The organism is Bacillus sp. S14(2024), assembly GCF_050473785.1.
Lineage (GTDB): Bacteria > Bacillota > Bacilli > Bacillales > Bacillaceae_G > Bacillus_A > Bacillus_A yunxiaonensis.
In genome coordinates, this window is record NZ_JBFLUP010000006.1 from 963157 (window position 1) to 982087 (window position 18931).

At 34.2% G+C, this 18931-nt stretch carries 14 protein-coding genes; 10 read left to right on the forward strand and 4 right to left on the reverse strand.

The features are described 5' to 3' along the window. Positions 1–48: 48 nt before the first annotated feature. On the forward strand, positions 49–183 hold the full coding sequence (locus tag AB1279_RS05180) for a hypothetical protein (protein ID WP_429758071.1): 135 nt from the start codon (positions 49–51) through the stop codon (positions 181–183). A 281-nt stretch (positions 184–464) separates the two neighbouring features. On the opposite strand, the gene AB1279_RS05185 is transcribed toward AB1279_RS05180, so the two are convergent. Beyond that, positions 465–1073, reverse strand: a complete 609-nt coding sequence (locus AB1279_RS05185; RefSeq protein WP_429758072.1) for a hypothetical protein — start codon at positions 1071–1073, stop codon at positions 465–467. Then, the gene (locus AB1279_RS05190; protein WP_429758073.1) at positions 1070–2143 is read right to left on the reverse strand and encodes a DUF262 domain-containing protein; all 1074 of its coding nucleotides are present in this window, start codon (positions 2141–2143) and stop codon (positions 1070–1072) included. Before AB1279_RS05190 ends, AB1279_RS05185 begins: the two co-directional genes overlap by 4 nt. A gap of 622 nt (positions 2144–2765) precedes the next feature. On the opposite strand from AB1279_RS05190, the gene AB1279_RS05195 reads away from it, so the two are divergent. From AB1279_RS05195 to AB1279_RS05230, 8 genes are all read left to right on the forward strand, one after another. After that, positions 2766–2984, forward strand: a complete 219-nt coding sequence (locus AB1279_RS05195) for a hypothetical protein (protein ID WP_429758074.1) — start codon at positions 2766–2768, stop codon at positions 2982–2984. 328 nt (positions 2985–3312) lie between these two features. Beyond that, positions 3313–6519: a type I restriction-modification system endonuclease gene (hsdR, locus tag AB1279_RS05200; protein WP_429758075.1), complete on the forward strand. Its 3207-nt coding sequence runs from the start codon at positions 3313–3315 to the stop codon at positions 6517–6519. 117 nt (positions 6520–6636) lie between these two features. Beyond that, a complete protein-coding gene (locus AB1279_RS05205) occupies positions 6637–8067 on the forward strand; it encodes an N-6 DNA methylase (protein ID WP_429758076.1) in 1431 nt (476 codons plus the stop codon). Next, the gene (locus tag AB1279_RS05210) at positions 8064–9428 is read left to right on the forward strand and encodes a restriction endonuclease subunit S (RefSeq protein ID WP_429758077.1); all 1365 of its coding nucleotides are present in this window, start codon (positions 8064–8066) and stop codon (positions 9426–9428) included. The genes AB1279_RS05205 and AB1279_RS05210 overlap by 4 nt, the downstream gene beginning before the upstream one ends. A 232-nt stretch (positions 9429–9660) precedes the next feature. Next, the gene (locus AB1279_RS05215; RefSeq protein ID WP_429758078.1) at positions 9661–9825 is read left to right on the forward strand and encodes a hypothetical protein; all 165 of its coding nucleotides are present in this window, start codon (positions 9661–9663) and stop codon (positions 9823–9825) included. Next, positions 9797–11254: a recombinase family protein gene (locus AB1279_RS05220; protein ID WP_429758079.1), complete on the forward strand. Its 1458-nt coding sequence runs from the start codon at positions 9797–9799 to the stop codon at positions 11252–11254. Before AB1279_RS05215 ends, AB1279_RS05220 begins: the two co-directional genes overlap by 29 nt. Positions 11255–11269: 15 nt before the next feature. Then, the gene (locus AB1279_RS05225; protein WP_429758080.1) at positions 11270–12925 is read left to right on the forward strand and encodes a recombinase family protein; all 1656 of its coding nucleotides are present in this window, start codon (positions 11270–11272) and stop codon (positions 12923–12925) included. A gap of 707 nt (positions 12926–13632) precedes the next feature. Next, positions 13633–14652 carry a helix-turn-helix domain-containing protein gene (locus tag AB1279_RS05230; protein WP_429758081.1) on the forward strand — a complete coding sequence of 340 codons (1020 nt, stop codon included), beginning with the start codon at positions 13633–13635 and terminating at the stop codon, positions 14650–14652. A 9-nt stretch (positions 14653–14661) separates the two neighbouring features. On the opposite strand, the gene AB1279_RS05235 is transcribed toward AB1279_RS05230, so the two are convergent. Next, positions 14662–15000, reverse strand: a complete 339-nt coding sequence (locus AB1279_RS05235; RefSeq protein ID WP_429758082.1) for a helix-turn-helix domain-containing protein — start codon at positions 14998–15000, stop codon at positions 14662–14664. A gap of 588 nt (positions 15001–15588) precedes the next feature. Beyond that, the gene (gene recJ / locus AB1279_RS05240; RefSeq protein ID WP_429758083.1) at positions 15589–17244 is read right to left on the reverse strand and encodes a single-stranded-DNA-specific exonuclease RecJ; all 1656 of its coding nucleotides are present in this window, start codon (positions 17242–17244) and stop codon (positions 15589–15591) included. A 215-nt stretch (positions 17245–17459) separates the two neighbouring features. Between recJ and AB1279_RS05245 the strand changes: the two genes are divergently transcribed. Then, on the forward strand, positions 17460–18926 hold the full coding sequence (locus AB1279_RS05245; RefSeq protein WP_429758084.1) for a recombinase family protein: 1467 nt from the start codon (positions 17460–17462) through the stop codon (positions 18924–18926). The last annotated feature ends 5 nt before the right edge of the window (positions 18927–18931 follow it).

Sequence of the window (18931 nt, forward strand, 5' to 3'; positions counted from 1 at the left end):
TTAGTCCTGTTTGTGTAAATGCATATAGTGGGGATGAGGTGATGTCTCATGACAAAAAAAACATCCCCACTCAAACTTGGAAATGAATCATACGGCACAATAAAAGTTGAAGAAGCGTTTCTTCGAGCTTTAGAAGTGTACTTTATAAAGAAGAAAGATAGTAAATCTGTTGATGTGAAATAAATTTTGATCAGCAATCCCAGGTAACCCTACATTCTACGGCAAACAAAAAGAATCCATTTTGAAAAAAGATTGATCAAAATGGATTCCACTTTTGAGATTAATTATTTAGCTTTTATAAAAAAGTTTAATCATTTTCTGTTTGTGTTGAAGACTTTAATTACTAACTTATTAAATTAAGTTACCCCATAAATTTACAAAGCTCCCTAAATTCATGGTACCAAGCCTTTGTTGTTCGATGTAAAGTTTCTAAAATGTTTTTAACTATAAGTGTCTATAGATATTTAAAAATATGATGTAGGATTTTTAAGAATTGATGCTGCATTTTCAATGGCATTAATATACTCTGTAAAATAAGTATGCCTTTTTTGTGGCACTTGTTTCTGTAAATGTTCATTAGGCTCTATATATGCTAAATTACTTAGAACTTTTCTGTGATAAGTTAACCTAGATTCATTACTTTCATGTGCAATATGATTACGAATAAATCTCATTTTTGAATAGAGTGGCTTTAAGTTTGCATCTGAAAATACACAATCAAAAGGATTTTTTTCTTTAACAAATACTTCTTTAGAGAAGTTCTCAATTATGTTCAAATAATCAATAAAAGATCCTTTACTGTTACTCTTAACCAACTTCTCAAAATGGCTTAAATCCTCAAATGAAAGTCTGCGTTCAGGTATATACGTTAAGGAGCCGTTACCGCAGATATATTCCTTAAATACTGTTACTAAAAACCCTTCGAATTTAACAAATAGTTTAAAAAAGGCTAAATCATAAACGTCTGTACTTGTTTGAATTAAAGTCTGCCATTTCTGGATGTCGTTTCTTAAATTCTCATAAGCAATATCTACTACAGTGCTTTGAGGAGGATTTTCTTCTTGATTCGTCATACTAGATATTTATAAATTAAACTAATCCTAGTTTTTCTTTCTATAGAATTCGTAGTACGACGGGTATGATTTTTCTCAATTAATTCGAAGTCTTTTTTTACTTGCTCTTCATAAATAGTTTCATTTTTGTAATTCGCATATCTTGACTCAAAATTTTTCAATGCCACTCTTAAATCGTGCTCTATAGTATCTTCATCAACTATAATTTTTTCACATTCTTCTAACGCACTAACAGAAAATAATTCATTATTTATTATCGTAAATAGTGAATAAAAATAATTTTTATTATTAAACAACGTCGTTTGATATATATCATCATTAAAAAGGCTATTGATTACCGAACGGATTTTATTCATTTTAAATTCTACTACATCTATAATTGCAAAATTCTCATCATATTTCTTATAATACTCATCTATCTTGTTGGGAGTATCAGTTGTTATACCATCTATTAACTGAATAACTAACTGAGATACAAATTCCACATCAAGCATTCTTGCAAAGTTGTTATCTGTAAAGATTTTTTGTTCTATAAATATTTTTTTCCATTCTTTTGCTTGATGATAAGAAAATACCTTAAACTCTCCCCAATATTTAGCATTACGTAATTCTTGCCTATTTACAGTCATATTATTAGTATTAACTCGAGAAAACATATCATAAATTAAGGCATCATCTTTAGATTTAATTAGTTCCACTGAAAACTCAAAATTTAAAATATCTTCTTGAACATCCTCTGGTAAATCTAAATATTTATATCCAGCATAATCCTTATTATGTGTTTTCAATATTTGGAATTCATTATCAATAAATTCAATAATTGCAGTTAATCGTTGTTGACCATCTATTACTTCTCGAAATGTCTTTAAGGTTTTAACATCTGTATTTTGTCTTAAAAAAATTTGAGGAACTGGCAAACCTCTAATAATAGTATCAATCAAATAGGATTTTGCCTTTAAATTCCATATTTGGTTTCTTTGATATTTAGGTGATAACTCTAATAAGCCATCTCTATACCAATTTATAAAATCATTTATATTGTATATTTTACTATCTTTAAAATCTCCCATTTTCTCACCCCTCCATAATAATATATCTGTTCACTACTACAATTCTTACTCATCATATTATCCCAAATAACCAATTTAAACTCATCAATCTCCAATTTTATCAAATAACTTTACATATTTCTATTCAATCATTTATTTACTCCTTATTCCAGATAGTAAAAGCTATCCCTACATCGCCGATTAGGCCTTTAATTTTAGTACATTCCTTCACAGATTCTTCCTATTTTTTATATATTTTACTTATTCGTTATAGGGCAATCTGGCCTTTTAGTGAAGTAACTTTATTGCTACTCAACAGTTCCTTAATTTACCTTTCAGTTCAGATCTTCTTTTCACTTTTCACTATAAAAACATCCCTTTAGATAAACAGATCCAAAGGGGCAAAACATCACATCTTTTTATAAACACCATGACTTTTTTTGTTTTTGGGGTTTATTCCTTTTTTTCAACAAATGGATATTTTTTTGGTTATCATATTTCAAACGAAGAAAGGGTGAAATAGATGAATTGAGTCATACAAACAGCACAATCTGTTGTGGAAAATTTGGCTTCAAGAAAAAATTTCTAAAAAGGAAAGAAGGCATGGTACGTTGGGATCAAAAAATATGTGGAGGTCGCAGAGATGGAACAATTGTTAAAACAAACTCTTAACGAGTTACAGGCGGTGCGGAAAGATATAGCGGAAATAAAAGAACTGCTGGAACTATTGCAAAAGGACTTTAATGAAAGCTTTGATGCTTGTACAGAAAGAATTATAGAACATGTTAATGACAAGACAGAAGTTTTAAACAGACGAGTTTTTACCGTAGAAACAGACATTCAACGGATAGAGAGACAGTAAAGTATGCGGACGGAGCTTTCGTGCTCCGTTTTTTTGTTTGTTAATATGAACAATATTATGTATACAGCCTATTTTTAATAAGAAACACGTAAAGTTATATTCTTCTCATAACATTCATAAAGCAACTAAAGAACTTACATACCGACGATTAGTTTGGATTTCGCAAATTTCGAAGAACTTATTGAAAAGAGAAGAGAGCAGTTATACCAAAAGTTTAAATCACTTGTTTGATTCTTATGTTGGTGGCTAAAAGGAATGAATTTCCTCTTAGCCACCATTTTTTGTAGTATAATATATTTAAACAATCTTTAAGAAAACGGTGATAAATATGACTAGCAACTTTTCATTTTTTCGCGGGAAATGGGATGTACTTGCTAACTTGGGAGAGACAGCGGAGAGAAACGTATATCATGACCCACATACAACATTAATGAAGCTTCGTTTGTTTGGAGAGACACTGACGAAGTTTATTTTAGCATCTGAAAATATTCGAGAAGCATTCGGTATGACGCAAGTGGACCGTATTAATACTTTGCGTAGAGAAGGTTTATTAGAGCCAGAGCTTATTGATATGTTTGAGACGCTTCGCCGTAAAGGGAACCATGCTGTACATGAAGCAGGTTATGGTAAGATGGAAGAAGCAAAGCTATTGGTGCGTTTAGCATTTCGTTTGTCTGTCTGGTTTATGGAAGTGTATGGTGATTGGGATTTTCAAGAACCAGAGTATATAGAGCCAGATCAGGAAGAAGCGATTGATTCTATAAAACTCCAACAAGAATATGAAGAGAAATTCAAAAAACTTGAAGAAGAGCTGGAAAAAGCTCGTAAACAAGCTGAAGATGAATCAACAGATGTAAAAGTCGAGCGTAAAAAGATATCTAGGAACTTTATGCGTCGCCAGCAATTAACAGAAGCAGAAACACGTACAATTATTGATGAAAAACTACGCTCTGCAGGATGGGAAGCAGATACGACAATGCTTAATCATCATCAAAAGGGTACGCTCCCAGAAAAAAATCGTAACATGGCAATAGCTGAATGGAAGGTTGATGGTGGAAGAGTTGATTATGCACTATTTATTGGATTGAAGCTTGTTGGCTTTATTGAGGCAAAAGCAGAGAAAAAAACGATTCCTAGTGCGTTAGAAAGTCAAACGAAAGTATATGCAAGGCATGTGATTCAGCATGAGGAAGAAGTGATTATCCCAACAACTGGTGAATACAAGGTACCATTTTTGTATGCAACAAATGGACGGCCATATTTAAGACAGTTGAAAGAAGAGTCAGGGATATGGTTTTGGGACTCACGCAAACCATTAGAACATGCTCGTCCGCTAGAAGGTTGGCATTCACCTGATGATTTACAACTGCTTCTTAGTCAAGACGATCAAGAAGCAAACAAACGACTAGAGGAAGAGGAAATTACAAAGTTTGGTTTGCGTCATTATCAGCAAAGTGCAGTTTTGGCGGCTGAAGCTGGGTTGAAGGAAGGGCAACGGCGAATGTTAATTGCAATGGCAACAGGTACTGGAAAGACTCGTACGGCTATTGCACTTATGTATCGCTTAATTAAATCGAAGAAGTGTCGTCGTATTCTATTTTTAGTAGATCGTAGTTCTCTTGGGAGACAAACGGAAGACGCTTTAAAGGATACGAAAATTGAAGGTTATTCATTCGCTGATATATACGATGTAAAGTCATTAGAAGATATGACACCAGAAGTTGAGACAAAAGTACATATTGCAACTGTACAAGGAATGGTTAGAAGATTGTTCTACAATGATAATGAACAGCTTCCATCTGTTGGGCAATATGATTTTATTATTGTAGATGAAGCTCACCGTGGATACACGAGTGACCGTGAAATGTCCGAAGAAGAATTACAGTTCCGTGACCAAAACGATTATATTAGCCAATATCGTCGTGTTATTGATTATTTTGATGCAGCTTGTTTAGGACTTACAGCAACACCAGCGCTCCATACAACCGAAATCTTTGGGATGCCTATTTTTAAGTATTCTTATAGTGAAGCTGTTTTAGATGGATATTTAGTAGACCATGAACCGCCGTACTTATTTCAAACAGAGCTCGCAAAAGCAGGGATTACTTTTGAAAAAGATACAGAAGTAGAAGTCTATGACGTTGATAATAGTGAAGTCCAATTAGAAAAAATGGAAGATACCGTTCATTTCGAAGTTGAGCAATTTAATAGACAAGTTATTACAGAACCGTTTAACCGAGCTGTATTAACAAAGCTTGCAGAATATATTGATCCAACTGGGAAAGAAAAGACGCTTATCTTTGCAGCAACAGACCAACACGCGGATTTAATAGTTCGTTTATTAAAAGAAGCATTCCAAGAGTTTGGGGATGAAGTAGAAGATGATGCGATTGTTAAAATTACAGGCTCTATTTACAAACCACTGGATGCAATTAAGCGTTTTAAAAATGAACGATTACCAAATGTAGTGGTAACAGTAGATTTATTAACAACAGGTATTGATGTTCCATCTATTACAAACTTAGTATTTTTACGACGTGTACAATCTCGTATTTTATATGACCAAATGCTTGGTCGTGCGACACGCCTTTGTCCTGATATTGGAAAAACACATTTTAACATTTATGACGCGGTAGGTATTTATGATAAACTTCAAAGTTATACAGAAATGAAGCCTGTTGTAAAGAAGCAAAATTACAGTATCGGTGAACTGTATGAATCGCTTACAAATGCTGAAACAGAAGAGGAAGTAACTTTTTATCGTGACCAATTAGTTGCTAAAATTCAACGGCGTAAGCAACGTCTAGGTGAAGAAGGAAAACAAAAATTTGAAGAACTTTCAAATGGAAAAAGTGTCGATGAGTGGGCAAAAGACATGCAATCTTATACACCACAAGATGCAAAAAAACACACAACGTTGTTTGAGTATATGGAAACGTATCGAACAAAGGGAGAAAAGCGATATATTTCTAATCAAGAAGATGCGGTGACAGATGTCATTCGGGGATATGGAGAAGGGAATAGTCGTCCCGAAGATTATTTAGATGGATTTGTACGATTTATCCAAGAAAACATAAATGAAATCCCTGCCCTCCACCTTATATGTACTAGACCGAAAGATTTAACAAGAAAAGATTTAAGAGAGTTAATAACGATTTTAGAAACAAAAGGATTTAAGCAATCTCACTTACAAACAGCGTGGAAACAAACAAAAAACGAGGAGATTGCAGCGGATATTATCAGCTTTATTCGTCAAGCAGCTTTAGGTGAAGCGCTTGTTGATCATGAATCTCGAATTAAGCAAGCAATGCAAAAAGTACACTCACTTCATAATTGGACGCCAAGGCAGAAAAAGTGGTTAGAGCGTATTGAAAAACAGTTACTTCAAGTACCTGTTCTTGCGCCAACACCAGAAGATGCGTTCTCTGAAGAACCATTTAAAAGTAATGGTGGATACAATCTGTTAAAACGTGAGTTTGGTGATATGATTGATAATATTGTTTATACAATAAATGAAAACCTATATGTTAGTTAATAAAAGTGCCTCTTCACAGGGGTGCTTTTTAGGTTACAATAAGTAAGGTTATGCTAAATGGACTTGAAAAAACTTTAGTATTGAAATAAAGATTGAAAAGCATTGGGAGGTAAGGAAATGAACAACCAAGAAATCGTTCAAAAGCTATGGAACTTATGTAATGTACTACGTGATGATGGGATTACATATCAACAATATGTAACAGAGTTAACATATTTATTATTTTTAAAAATGATGAAGGAACAAGAAACGGAAGGGGTTATTCCAGAAGGATATCGCTGGGATGATTTATTAGAGCAAGAAGGCACAGATTTAAAAAAATTCTATCAGCGTTTACTGCTTGAATTAGGAAATAGTTCTAATGAAAGGCTAAGTCAAATTTATAGCGATGCTGCAACGAGTATTACAGAGCCAAAGAATCTAGAGAAAATTATCAAATCTATTGATGCCCTTGATTGGTATAATGCGAAAGAAGAAGGCTTAGGAAATCTGTACGAGGGTTTATTAGAGAAAAACGCAAGTGAGAAGAAATCGGGGGCAGGACAATATTTTACACCTCGTGTACTAATTGATGTAATGGTTCAATTAGTAGACCCAAAACCTGGCGAGCGTTGCAATGACCCTGCTGCAGGAACATTTGGTTTTATGATTGCCGCAGACCAATATTTAAAGAATAAAACAGACGATTATTTTGATTTAGACCCACAAGACGCAGAATTTCAGAAAAAAGAAGCTTTCACAGGGATGGAGCTCGTAAAAGAGACACACCGACTGGCATTAATGAATGCTCTGTTACATGACATGGAAGGGCGTCTAGAACAAGGGGATACTTTATCCAGTAACGGAAAATGGATGAAAAACTTTGATGTTATTTTAACAAATCCTCCGTTTGGTACAAAAAAAGGTGGAGAACGTGCGACTCGTGACGACTTAACATTTGAAACATCAAACAAACAGTTGAATTTCTTACAGTTAATTTATAATGCATTGAAGGACGATGGACAAGCACGTGCAGCAGTTATATTGCCAGATAATGTTTTGTTTGAAAGTGGTGTTGGTGCACAAATTCGTCGTGATTTAATGAACAAGTGTAATTTGCATACTATTTTACGTTTACCAACGGGGATTTTTTATGCACAAGGTGTTAAAACAAATGTTTTATTCTTTACAAGAGAAAAAACGGACCAAGATAGCACGAAAGAGGTATGGGTATATGACCTACGTACAAATATGCCTTCATTTGGTAAACGAACTCCGTTAACAGAGGCTCATTTTGAAGGTTTTATCAAAGTGTATCAGGCAGCAGACCGCTCAAAAGTAGAAGACGAGCGTTGGAATGTGTTTACGCGAGAAGAAATTGCAAAAAAAGATGACAGTTTAGATATTGGGCTTATTGCAGACGAATCGTTATCTGCATACGAAAATTTACCAGACCCGATTGAATCTGCAGAAGAAGCAATTGCGAAACTTCAGCAAGCAATGAATTTATTGAACGAAGTTGTAGAAGAGTTAAGAGCGGTGGAAGAGGATGAGGTGGTCACACAATGAGTAAGAAAAAGACCATCGGAGAATTATTAGAAGAGAGGAAAATATCAGAAGAAGAGCAATTGTATGAAATACCAGAGAACTGGACATGGATAAACTTGAAGAACTGTCTTGATAGTATTCAGTATGGTTATACAGAAACTTCATCACTTCAAGAAATTGGACCCAAATTCTTACGTATTACGGATATTCAAAATGATAGTGTGAATTGGGGTTCCGTGCCGTACTGTAAAATTACGGAGAAAGAATTACAAAAGTATAGATTAGAAGATAATGATATTGTAGTGGCTCGTACTGGTGCTACTACAGGTAAAAGCTATCTAATTAACAAACCTCCAATGGCTGTTTTTGCTTCTTACTTGATTCGTTTAAGATGTAAAAACATTATGATTCCTGAGTATCTATGGGAATTCATGAAGAGCCCTATGTATTGGAAGCAGATAACAGTTGTTAAAAAAGGAAGTGCACAGCCAGGAGCTAATGCACAGATATTAGGTAATCTTTCTGTCCCTCTGCCACCTTTAGATGAGCAAAGTCGCATTGTTGAGAAAGTGGAGCGTCTTTTAGATAAAATTGAAGAAGCAAAGCAGTTGATTGAGGAAGCGAAGGAAACGTTTGAACTTCGTCGAGCTGAAATTTTAGATAAGGCATTTCGTGGAGAATTGACAGATAATATTGGCGAATTAAAAAATCATAAGGCAAATGAGCAACCGTACATGTTACCAGATAAATGGTGTTGGAAAAGCTTCGATAATATAGCGAAGGTTTGTTCTAATTTAGTAGAGCCAAAACTTTATCCGAACTTACCTCATATTGCTCCAGATTGTATTGGAAAGGGGACAGGACGCTTATTAGAATATCAAACAATTGAGGAATCTAAAGTTAAAAGTTCAAAACATTACTTTTATAAGGGGCAAATTTTGTATTCTAAAATTCGACCATATTTGTCTAAAGTTATAATTTCTGAATTCGATGGTTTATGTAGTGCAGATATGTATCCGATAGAAACCAACTTAGATTCTAAATACTTATTTTGGTATATGCTTTCTCCGTTCTTTGTTGAAGAAGCTTCTACAGCAGGTTCTAGGTCTGTTCTTCCGAAAATTAACAAAAAAGAATTAGGGAGAATCCCTGTTCCAGTTGCTCCTATTGAAACACAAAGAAGAATAGTTAATATTATTGAAAAAACATTAGAACAAGAAAAACAAGCTTTAAGCTATGTGGAAATTGCAATTGAAAAAATTGAACTTCTTAAACACTCCATCCTTTCCAAAGCCTTCCGAGGCGAACTTGGAACCAATGACTCAAACGAAGAAAATGCGATTGAACTGTTAAAAGAAATTTTACAAGAACAAGTTAAATAATTTTGTGAAGACATCCAAATTAATTTGGGTGTCTTTTCTTTTGTTTTCAAGCGAGCGGTTTTCCTTCATATTAATGTGGACTTCCAGTGTTGTCCTACAAGTGTAGCCTCATACATTGTACATATAGGAATTGCTTAATATTTGTTTTTATTTAAGAACAAAATGTTTTTATTTGAGAATAAAATCCCCTTTTGTGGTAAATGATGTTAATGGAAATGAAAGGGTGATTTTATTGGAAGAGCAAGAAGATTTACAGGTTGAATCAATTCAATATGTGTACGACAAGGAATTTGAGGAGCAATGGAAAGCATATTATTTCAGTTTGGTGAAGAAGGAATTATATCAACTGATGGAGGATGTTGCACAGCATGAAGAAAACGGTGATATATGTTCGTAGGTCACTAAGTGAAAAGAAACAAAAGACCTCTATTTCTTATCAAATTGATACGTGTAAAGAATATGCAAGGAAGCAAGGATGGATTATTCATGAGGTATTTAATGAAGGAGAAGTATCTGCACGAAGTTCTGATCTAGAGGAACGAAAAGAGATGTGGCGTTTAATGAACGAAGTTAGAAGTGGATTTATTGAACGAGTTATTGTTTTTAAGCGTGATCGTATTTCTAGGCGGGCAGACCAATATATGGAGTTTGTTGAGCTGTTAAGAATGCATGATGTTTCCATGTACTTCTCAAGTGATAATGAACCACAAATGTTTGATGGAGTTGTTGGTGACTTTATTGAACTATTATTTGGAGCTATATCAGAACATGAAGGTAATAATATCACTCAAAGGCTTATTCAAGCGCGTATTGCGAAAGTACATGCAGGAGAATGGTCAGGTGGACGTAAACCTAAATTTTATTACTTTCAAGAAGTAAAAGGGGATGCGGAGATAGGTCAGGAGGAAGAAAAGACGGAAAAGAAATTAATGATTACGGAAAAAAGCAGAAAAGTAATTCGTGATATATATGAGTATTTTGTGCAGGGAGATTTTGAGACGATTAAAGTGGCAAATAAACTGCTTAAACAAAAAGGAGAATTATTTGAAGGTATCGACTTAGCTGAATTTATTCCGAAAGAATTACACAAAGGTTGGGTGACAGCCAACTATGAAGGTGTGTTAATAAGAAGCAAAAAAGTGAACGAGCGATTAATAGCGGTAGATGATGCTCTTTGGAACGAAGCGAATGAGAAGCTGAAACAAATGAAAGATGTATTTATTCAAAAAGAAGTAGTAACGGTGAAACCGAAATTAGAAGGTTTATTGTTTTGTAAAATATGTAGTAAACCAGCTTTGGTTAAGAATGGATATTATCATTGTTCTAAGCACAATCAACGTCTACGGATAAAAATAGACTTGTTAGATGATGAGATTATAAAAGCAGTCCATTCTCGAATGGTAACGCATGTAGCAGAGCATAAGGATAAAATTATTGCTTATGTAACAAAAGAACTTATTATGCCATTAACAGAGAGGGTTAGGCAGTATGAAGTTGATTTAGAAAATTCTCAGAAGAAGTTGCAGCAAGTCACGAGTTTCCGAATAGAAAATCCGTCACAATGTAGAACGAAAGAGGAAGAAATTCTTAAAATATATGTCGATGAATATAAGAAATGTTATGAGAAGTTAAAGTCAACCAGGATGGAGTTAGAGATAAATAGTGAGAAAGTTAAAATAGCATTGAATAAAATGTTACCAATTCCAACGATACAATCATTGTCTAATTACAAACAAAAAGAATTGATACGTTTTTTTGTCAAACGAATCTTACTAAGTAAGGATTACAAAATAGGAATTGAGTTTAAAAGTGTGATGAAAAAATAAGGAGGAGGAAAGTGAGTGTCGCAAAAAGAAATGAACATCGAGGAACGACTACGTAATGCCAAAAAAATTGGGGCATATCAGCGTGTCTCAAAAGAGCATCAAGAACACACACGTCAAAATGAAGTCATTTCGCAGTATTTAAAAAATGTTGAGAATGTTAAAATACAGGATTTTAAAGATACTATGTCTGCCACTAAAAAATCTTTTTCAAAACGCCCCAAGCTAAAGGAGTTACTGCAAGCCGTAAAAGAAGAAGACATTGATGCTATTGTTGTATCGGATTATGACAGACTCTCTCGCCAACCAAAAGAACATGATACTCTCCGTAAATTATTTCAACGATTAAATATCCCTGTTATTATTGCTTCGAAAAATCAACTGTATACTGCTGATGATGTTATTCGAAATATTATTGAAGTAGGATTAAGCAAGCTTGAAACTGATAATATGTCGGCTCGTATTCGTCACTCTTTAAAAGAAAAAATGAAAAACGGGAGATGGCGAGGAGGAATAGTTCCATATGGTTTTATTGTAGAAGAGTTAGGAGATGAGAAAATTTTGGTTCCTGTAGAACCAGAAATCAAAATTGTAAAGCAAATCTTTGATCGGTACAGTACGAGTGGAACATTTAATAGTATTGCAAAGACATTAAATGAAGTATATGGCGGATATGAATTAAAAAATAAAGAAAAGAAGCAATGGACAGCAAATAAGGTAAAGTATATTGTAACAAATCCAATTTATATGGGGATATATGCTTACCATCGCTTTAATTCACAAGGTGGATATACATTTAAGGAGAGAAAGGACTGGCATGAGGTCGAGGAGACAAATATCATTAAGGAACCTCCTATTACGAAAGAGCAATGGGAACGATGTTGGCAGAAATACAATCAATTAAAATCAAATGCTCCAAAGTTTGCGAATACATCTTTTTATTTGAAAGGGATTTTTAAGTGTATGTGTTCTACGTGTAACGGAGCATTTTTTCGTACAAAAGACCAGAGGAACAAGAAAAAAAGAGGGGAAAGGTGGTATATCAGTAACTGCCAAAGGAAAGTTAAAGCTACCGATGTAGAAGGTGAATTTGAGAAGTATAAGGATTGGTTGTACGAAAAGAGTAATCATGTATTTCGAGAAAAAGTGCAGCAATTGTTGCGAAATGAATTAGATACATTGAAAGCTACCGAGAACGGTAAGAGTATTATGTATACTCAAAGACAAGTATTTTTAAAAAAATTACAGATAGAGCTTCAAGAAATAAATAAGGGCGTGGAGATTGGAGAGCGAGAATTTATTGAATGTGAGAATGACATGTGGATTGCATTAAATGTGACACAGCAGCAAGTAGAGAAACAAATTGCACAATTAGAAGAAGAAATAAAGCAGTTAAATTTTACGATTGAAAAGCTTGAAAATACAATAAATGAAGAAAATGGGGGAGAAATGAGTATTGTTTTTCCTGAGAAAAACCCAAAACCCCCAAAAAAAACAAAAGATTTGAAAGGTTTGCAGAAACCGAAATGTGAAGAAGAGAAAAAATATCATGCAGAGCAACGTTCAATCGCATTAATGGTCGTGAAGGAATGTAATTATGTGATTAAAGAGGATGGAACTGAGAAAATTGAGTTCGTTTTCAATTTACCATTCAATAATTATCTCCAAATGTAAAAGAAAAAGTGAAATAATGAAATTAATATTGTTAAAATGATAATGTTAAATTCAAAAAGAAGGAAGATTCTGAATAATTTTCGGGATCTTCCTTCTTTTTTTACTGAATTTGCATACAGTATGGATATATTCTTTCTTTATCATCAGAAATGTACAAGGAGAAAAAAGAAATAAAGTGAAATGGAGATAAGGACTGGTTTGTATATGCTGGAATTTATTAATTAAGATAAATTTTCGTTGGGCTGTGTAAAAATGTTATTCGACATAACGGGGGAAACAGGAGTTTATTTCATTTGGAAAAGGTCATTTGCTTTTTTTATGATTCCTTGTTGTGTCGGCCATTTGTACAACCTCCTCTATAGGGTCGGTCATTTGTTACAATCTCTATAGAGATTGTAACAAATGACCGACCGATAAAATCCTTGATACAGCTGAGACCTTACGTGGCATAAGGTCTTGGATTATTGGTGTTGATTATGAATAGTTAGACAATATGTGCATTTGCTTTTGTCGGTTTTTCGTTCCGTTGTCGATTGTTTGTCGGTTATTTGTTCGTTGATTAATCAATATTGCATTGTCAATGTTACATAAGGAATGTTGATGAAATAATGTTGTTATAGAATTTTTTGGATTCAATGGGAGTCCAAAGTAATTTATTAAGGTTTGTTTCATATAATCACAGCAGGACTAACCTTCTAGGGAGGGAAATGATGGGGCGAACATTTAATACGGAAGAAGTTTTGAAAATCCTTAAAGACTGTTATATTACGGATTCTGTTCAAACTTTGCGAAAGTGGATACGAGAGGGGAAGATTGTTGCAACAGGTTCCCCATTTAAACAAGAGGGGTACACTATTAAGGAAGAAGATTTAAAATCGTTTATTGAAGAAGAGCGGCCAGGATTTTTAGATATTTTAAAGGTTTATCATCAAGTTAATGATAGGATTCCTCTAGGGATTACGTTAATAATCAACCGAAGTGAACCAAAGGCGATTACTTTAATTGAGGCTCCTGAGGAGGAAATGGAAGAGACGGCTTTATTGGAAACTAACTCTAATGAATTAGGGACAATTCTTGAGATGCTGTCGGAACTTGAGCAGCAGATGCAAGAATTAAAGAGGATTGTAGAAGAGGATAAAAATGAGGTCAGTGAAGATAAGGAATTTGAAAAGTTAGTAGATGTGAAACTTGAGCAGCTAAGAAATGAAATAAAAAATGACGTTTTGGATGAATTAAAAAGTCAAACAAGTGTAGTGAAGTCTAAAACAAACGAAGCAATAAATGATAAAAGGCATGTAAAGAAGTCGGAAAAAGAATTTATTGCATTTTTAAGACGGGAATGTTGGAATCTTCGTTCAGAGCTTGGGGAGTTGAAAGGAAATATGAACAAAAGGTTTAAGGAAGAAGCTACAAAGGGCTATTCGCTCTTTTATAATGAGGTTGGTCTATTCCGTGATGGAGAGTTATTTAATGAAAATGAAAAGAAATTAGAACTTAAAATAATAGAAAACAATCAAGAGACAGTAATTAAGGCGGAGAAAAGGAAGGGATTAATGGAGCAATATTTTGAACTTGTTATTTTACCTATGATGCAAAGTGGAGAAGGGAATCTAGAGAATGATTTATTTACGCCATGGGGTGATGAAGAAATTGATGGGGATATAGAAAATCTAGATTTAGCTGGTAAAACCAAATTGGATGAAGACGAAAAAGCGGATGTTTCTTAATCCGCTTTTTTATCGTAGTTTTTTATGCATAAACCAATCTATAGATGTTTCTAAATTATGTATAAGAAACTCGGTTGCTTCTGGATCGACTTCTTGGAGGATTTTTATTTGTTGTACAGCTCGATTAAGACGGGAAAAAGTTCCATCATTTATTTCCAAATTAAGTGGGAGCAAAGCAAGCTCCTCTTGTAATCTTTGAAGTAGTGTAAAGTTAATGTTCTCTGTTTTACCTGTTTCTAATTGACTTAAATAACTTGGTGATATATCCAAAATCTTAGCGAATTCGTTCAAGCCAAATCCCTTTTGAATACGAAGTTCACGTATTTTTTCTCCCAAGTTTTTCAGCATATATTCCCCTCTTTTTTGTGACGATATTTAGGTTTATTATTCGTTGTAAAGTTAGTCAATTCCTTTTCCAAGCAGATTCAAATTGTAAAAAGAAGAAGAGAGAAATAGTCGGACTGAGTTGAAGAATGAAACGTAAGTTCTAAGAAGAGCGATAGTCTTTATCTCTAACAAAGCGTGTTCTACTTCTAGGGGTCAGCACATAAGTTAGCTAAGTAGAAAGTGTCAAGGAGGAGGGGACTGGAATGAAAGTTCTTAAGTTCGGCAATGGTTCCTCTCATTCTGCTGTGGAATGGGTAAAGGCAAATGTAAAATTCATGGGTAATATTTCAAGTTTTTGGGTGTATAAGGATGAGTATGAGTGATATGATTACGCGACGAACAATGGGGTAGTGTTATCTAATCGATTAGCTAACCCCAGCAATGAATCACTTAGGGAGTTAATAGAAAATATTGCTTATAAATATAATGCCAAGTTTAAAATAAAAGACTTATAGTAAAGTGAAAAACGACTCGGATTTATGAGTCGTTTTTTATGTTTCAATTATTCATAAAGATTTCCCTTCATATAATAAAAGAGCGTCATTGCTTTTACACAATAATGCAATCTTGAACTAGGAAATTTTTTTCTTTATAACAATACGGTGTATAGAGCATATCAACAGAAGTGTTATGAGTCCAATTAGTAAAGTGAGAAGATTTTGAAAAGCCATATACTACATGTTGTTTTATATGCATCTGTACGTGTTCTTTTTCTTTACCGAATACGGAGTATGAACATAAATTTGTATCTTTGCTACAAAATACAGGTTTTGGCATGCCCATTCCAAAGGGTTCTAGAGCGTGTAAATCATGAAACATGGTTATAGGAAAAGACTCAATAGGTATGGTTCCAATATACCAGTTAACTGGTATAGATACTTTTTGTTTCATGGCGGCTAATTGAACGGTATAACGAAACAGTTCAATTTGGTTTTCATCTGGAGTGATGGAAAAACCAGCAGCCATTGTGTGTCCACCGAATTTTTTTAAATACTTTCCGCATGCTGCAATACATTCAATAATAGAAAACCCACTACTTTGTAAGCTTCTAGCTGAACCTGTCCCATCATTTGCGATAACGATTGCTGGCTTTTTGTAATGGTTCACGATACGTGAAGCGAGAATTCCGATAATACCTTTATGAAAATCACCTTTTACAACAATGACAGGAGATAAATAAAGGCGTTCATTTTGGATAATTTCTATTGCAGACTTAAAATGCTCAATTGTGATTATTTTTCGTTTTTCGTTTAAAGAGATGAGCTCTTTAATTTGCTGTGAGGTTGGTTCAGTACATTGGAGAATGGATGCGGCAAGGTTTGGATCGCCAATACGACCGCATGCATTGAAAATGGGACCAACCAAAAATCCAATGGTGGAACTATCGATATTTTTTGTTTTTAGTGTATCTAGTAATACTCGAAAAGCCTTCCGTGGTTGTTGCTGCAGTTTTCGAAGTCCATGATAGCAAAAAATTCGATTTTCATCTTTTAGTGGCATCATATCTGCGATAGTCCCTAGCGTGACAACATCTAAAAATTGCGCTGTCTCTTTAATCCAATCTCTATTTAAGGTGATATGGATAGCTTGTACTAGTTTTAAAGCAACACCTGCTCCGCAAAGATTAGGAAACGGATAGGTATTGTCCTTACGTTTGGGGTTTAGAAATGCCAAACAATCTGGTCGGTCATTTAATACTTCGTGATGGTCAGTGACAATGACATCAATTCCCTTTTCTTTTGCAACTCGTAGTGCATCGTGAGCACTTGAACCATTATCTACAGTGATGATTAAAGAGACGTTTTCAGGTAATTGCTCAACAGCATTCACTGATAGTCCGTAACCTTCTGAGCGAAGGGGAAGCTGAGTGGTAACATTTGCGCCGAGTTCCTGTAATGCTAAATAGAGAATGGTTGAAGCTGTTATACCATCACAATCATAGTCTCCGAAAATATGGATGCATTCTTTTCTTTGGATAGCTTGCAGGGTGCGTGTCACAGCAGGCTCCATTTCATTCATAAGAAAAGGATTATGCATGTTTGTTAGTTTTGGATAAATCAAAGCACCTAGTTTTTCAAGGTTAGAAAATCCTTGATTGTATAAATGTTGAGTTAGTAAAGGGTGTAATTGAAATTGAGTTGAAAGGTATCTAATATCAGCGTACTTTGGATGAAGCTGTAATGGGATTTTTGAAACCCAGTGCATGAAAGGTCCTCCTTTGTTTGGCCATTATCTTTATTATTGGTCATTTTTAACATATTATTCATAAATAAGAACGAATTGTTTTTATTTGAGAATAAAGGGTTAAATATTCCATATAATACACTCGAACGAAGAGAGTGAAAGGATGATGGATACTTAGAAAATGTTGCATGTAGCTAGCTTCATAGAAATACAGTTCAACAAAGAAGGTGATAGCATTGCAACCTTATGCAGTATATGTTCGGGTATCTACAGACCGAGATGAGCAAGTGTCTTCTGTTGAGAACCAAGTGGATATATGTAGGAATTGGTTAGAAAGAAACGGATTTATCTGGGATGAAAGTTGCGTATATAAAGACGAGGGGATTAGTGGGACATTGTTTATTGACCGTCCTGCTATACAATTGATATTAGAAAAAGCAAAGCAGAAGAAAATTAATACGGTTATTTTTAAATCCATTTCTCGATTGGCTCGTGATTTAAAAGATTCACTTGAAATACGTGAAGTTTTTTTAGCGCATGGTGTTCGGATTATTTCAGTTGAAGAAGGATATGATTCGAATAAAGCAGGGAAAAATGATATGGCTTTTGAGTTATGGTCATTATTTTCCGCTCAATATAGTCGAACATTATCATCTAGTATTAGTGCTGCGTTAGCAGCGAAAGTAAGGCGCGGGGAGCATATTGGAAAAGTACCGTATGGGTATGACCGTGTTGAGCAAAAATTAGTAATTAAAGATGAAGAAGCTCAGGTTGTTCGTCAAATTTATAAATGGTACAACAATGGATGGGGATTTAAGAAGATATCAAATGAACTAAATAAGTTAGGTATTAAGCCGAAAAATAAAAATGTGTGGCAGCTTACGTCCGTACAGAGGTTAATTCGTAATACGATTTATAAAGGTACGTTTATTTTAAATCAATATACGAATGTGAAAGTTGGAGGGAAAAAGAAGCAAATTAGGAATCCGCCAGAGAAGTGGATAATTTTTGAGGATCATCATCCTGCTATTGTTGATAAAGAAATATGGGATAAAGCTAACGGGGAGCAAGTTCAATCGAACAAGGTTCGTATTACACCTTGGAATGAATTTCGTTATTTGGCAAAATGCTCGGAATGTGGTTCAAATATGATTATTGTTCAATCACATCGAAAAAAGAAAAGCGGGGAACGGACAGAATGGAAATATTTGAAGTGTTCTCAATATCGACGTGCAGGACGTCATGGTTGCGTGAATCATATACCTATTCAGTATGGAGATTTTCGAGAGTTTATTCTTAACTTGCTAATGAAGAAGGGAGAATCTGTTTTACTAAATCTTAGACCGAATGTGGAGAATGAACAAGTTAGGAAAGAGAAGAAGTTACAACAGATATTAAAGCAAAATGAACAACGTAAAAAGAACTTATTGGAATTGTATTTAGACGGCTTAATTAAAAAGAGCGAGTTCGAAAAGAAACGAAAAGAGATTGAGGAAATCATAGTGAAAACAACAAACGAATTGTTCCTTATAAATAAAACTGAAACCGTACAAACAAATATACAAACGATTAAAGAAGCGTTTGAAGAGTTGAAAAATCAAAATCAAGATTTGTTTGATGTTTTTCAAACGTTAATTGAAGAAATTGTAATTCATCCTGATGGAACTATTGACATTGCTTATACGTTTGAAGAACCAAAGTGAATTTT

What these genes read in the sequence shown, in the direction of transcription:
- AB1279_RS05235 (WP_429758082.1), bottom strand. Translation starts at nt 15,000, where the DNA reads ATGCTGAAAAACTTGGGAGAAAAAATACGTGAACTTCGTATTCAAAAG.
- AB1279_RS05185 (WP_429758072.1), bottom strand. Translation starts at nt 1,073, where the DNA reads ATGACGAATCAAGAAGAAAATCCTCCTCAAAGCACTGTAGTAGATATT.
- AB1279_RS05205 (WP_429758076.1), top strand. Translation starts at nt 6,637, where the DNA reads ATGAACAACCAAGAAATCGTTCAAAAGCTATGGAACTTATGTAATGTA.
- AB1279_RS05220 (WP_429758079.1), top strand. Translation starts at nt 9,797, where the DNA reads ATGAAGAAAACGGTGATATATGTTCGTAGGTCACTAAGTGAAAAGAAA.
- AB1279_RS05195 (WP_429758074.1), top strand. Translation starts at nt 2,766, where the DNA reads ATGGAACAATTGTTAAAACAAACTCTTAACGAGTTACAGGCGGTGCGG.
- AB1279_RS05180 (WP_429758071.1), top strand. Translation starts at nt 49, where the DNA reads ATGACAAAAAAAACATCCCCACTCAAACTTGGAAATGAATCATACGGC.
- hsdR (WP_429758075.1), top strand. Translation starts at nt 3,313, where the DNA reads ATGACTAGCAACTTTTCATTTTTTCGCGGGAAATGGGATGTACTTGCT.
- AB1279_RS05210 (WP_429758077.1), top strand. Translation starts at nt 8,064, where the DNA reads ATGAGTAAGAAAAAGACCATCGGAGAATTATTAGAAGAGAGGAAAATA.
- recJ (WP_429758083.1), bottom strand. Translation starts at nt 17,244, where the DNA reads ATGCACTGGGTTTCAAAAATCCCATTACAGCTTCATCCAAAGTACGCT.
- AB1279_RS05190 (WP_429758073.1), bottom strand. Translation starts at nt 2,143, where the DNA reads ATGGGAGATTTTAAAGATAGTAAAATATACAATATAAATGATTTTATA.
- AB1279_RS05230 (WP_429758081.1), top strand. Translation starts at nt 13,633, where the DNA reads ATGATGGGGCGAACATTTAATACGGAAGAAGTTTTGAAAATCCTTAAA.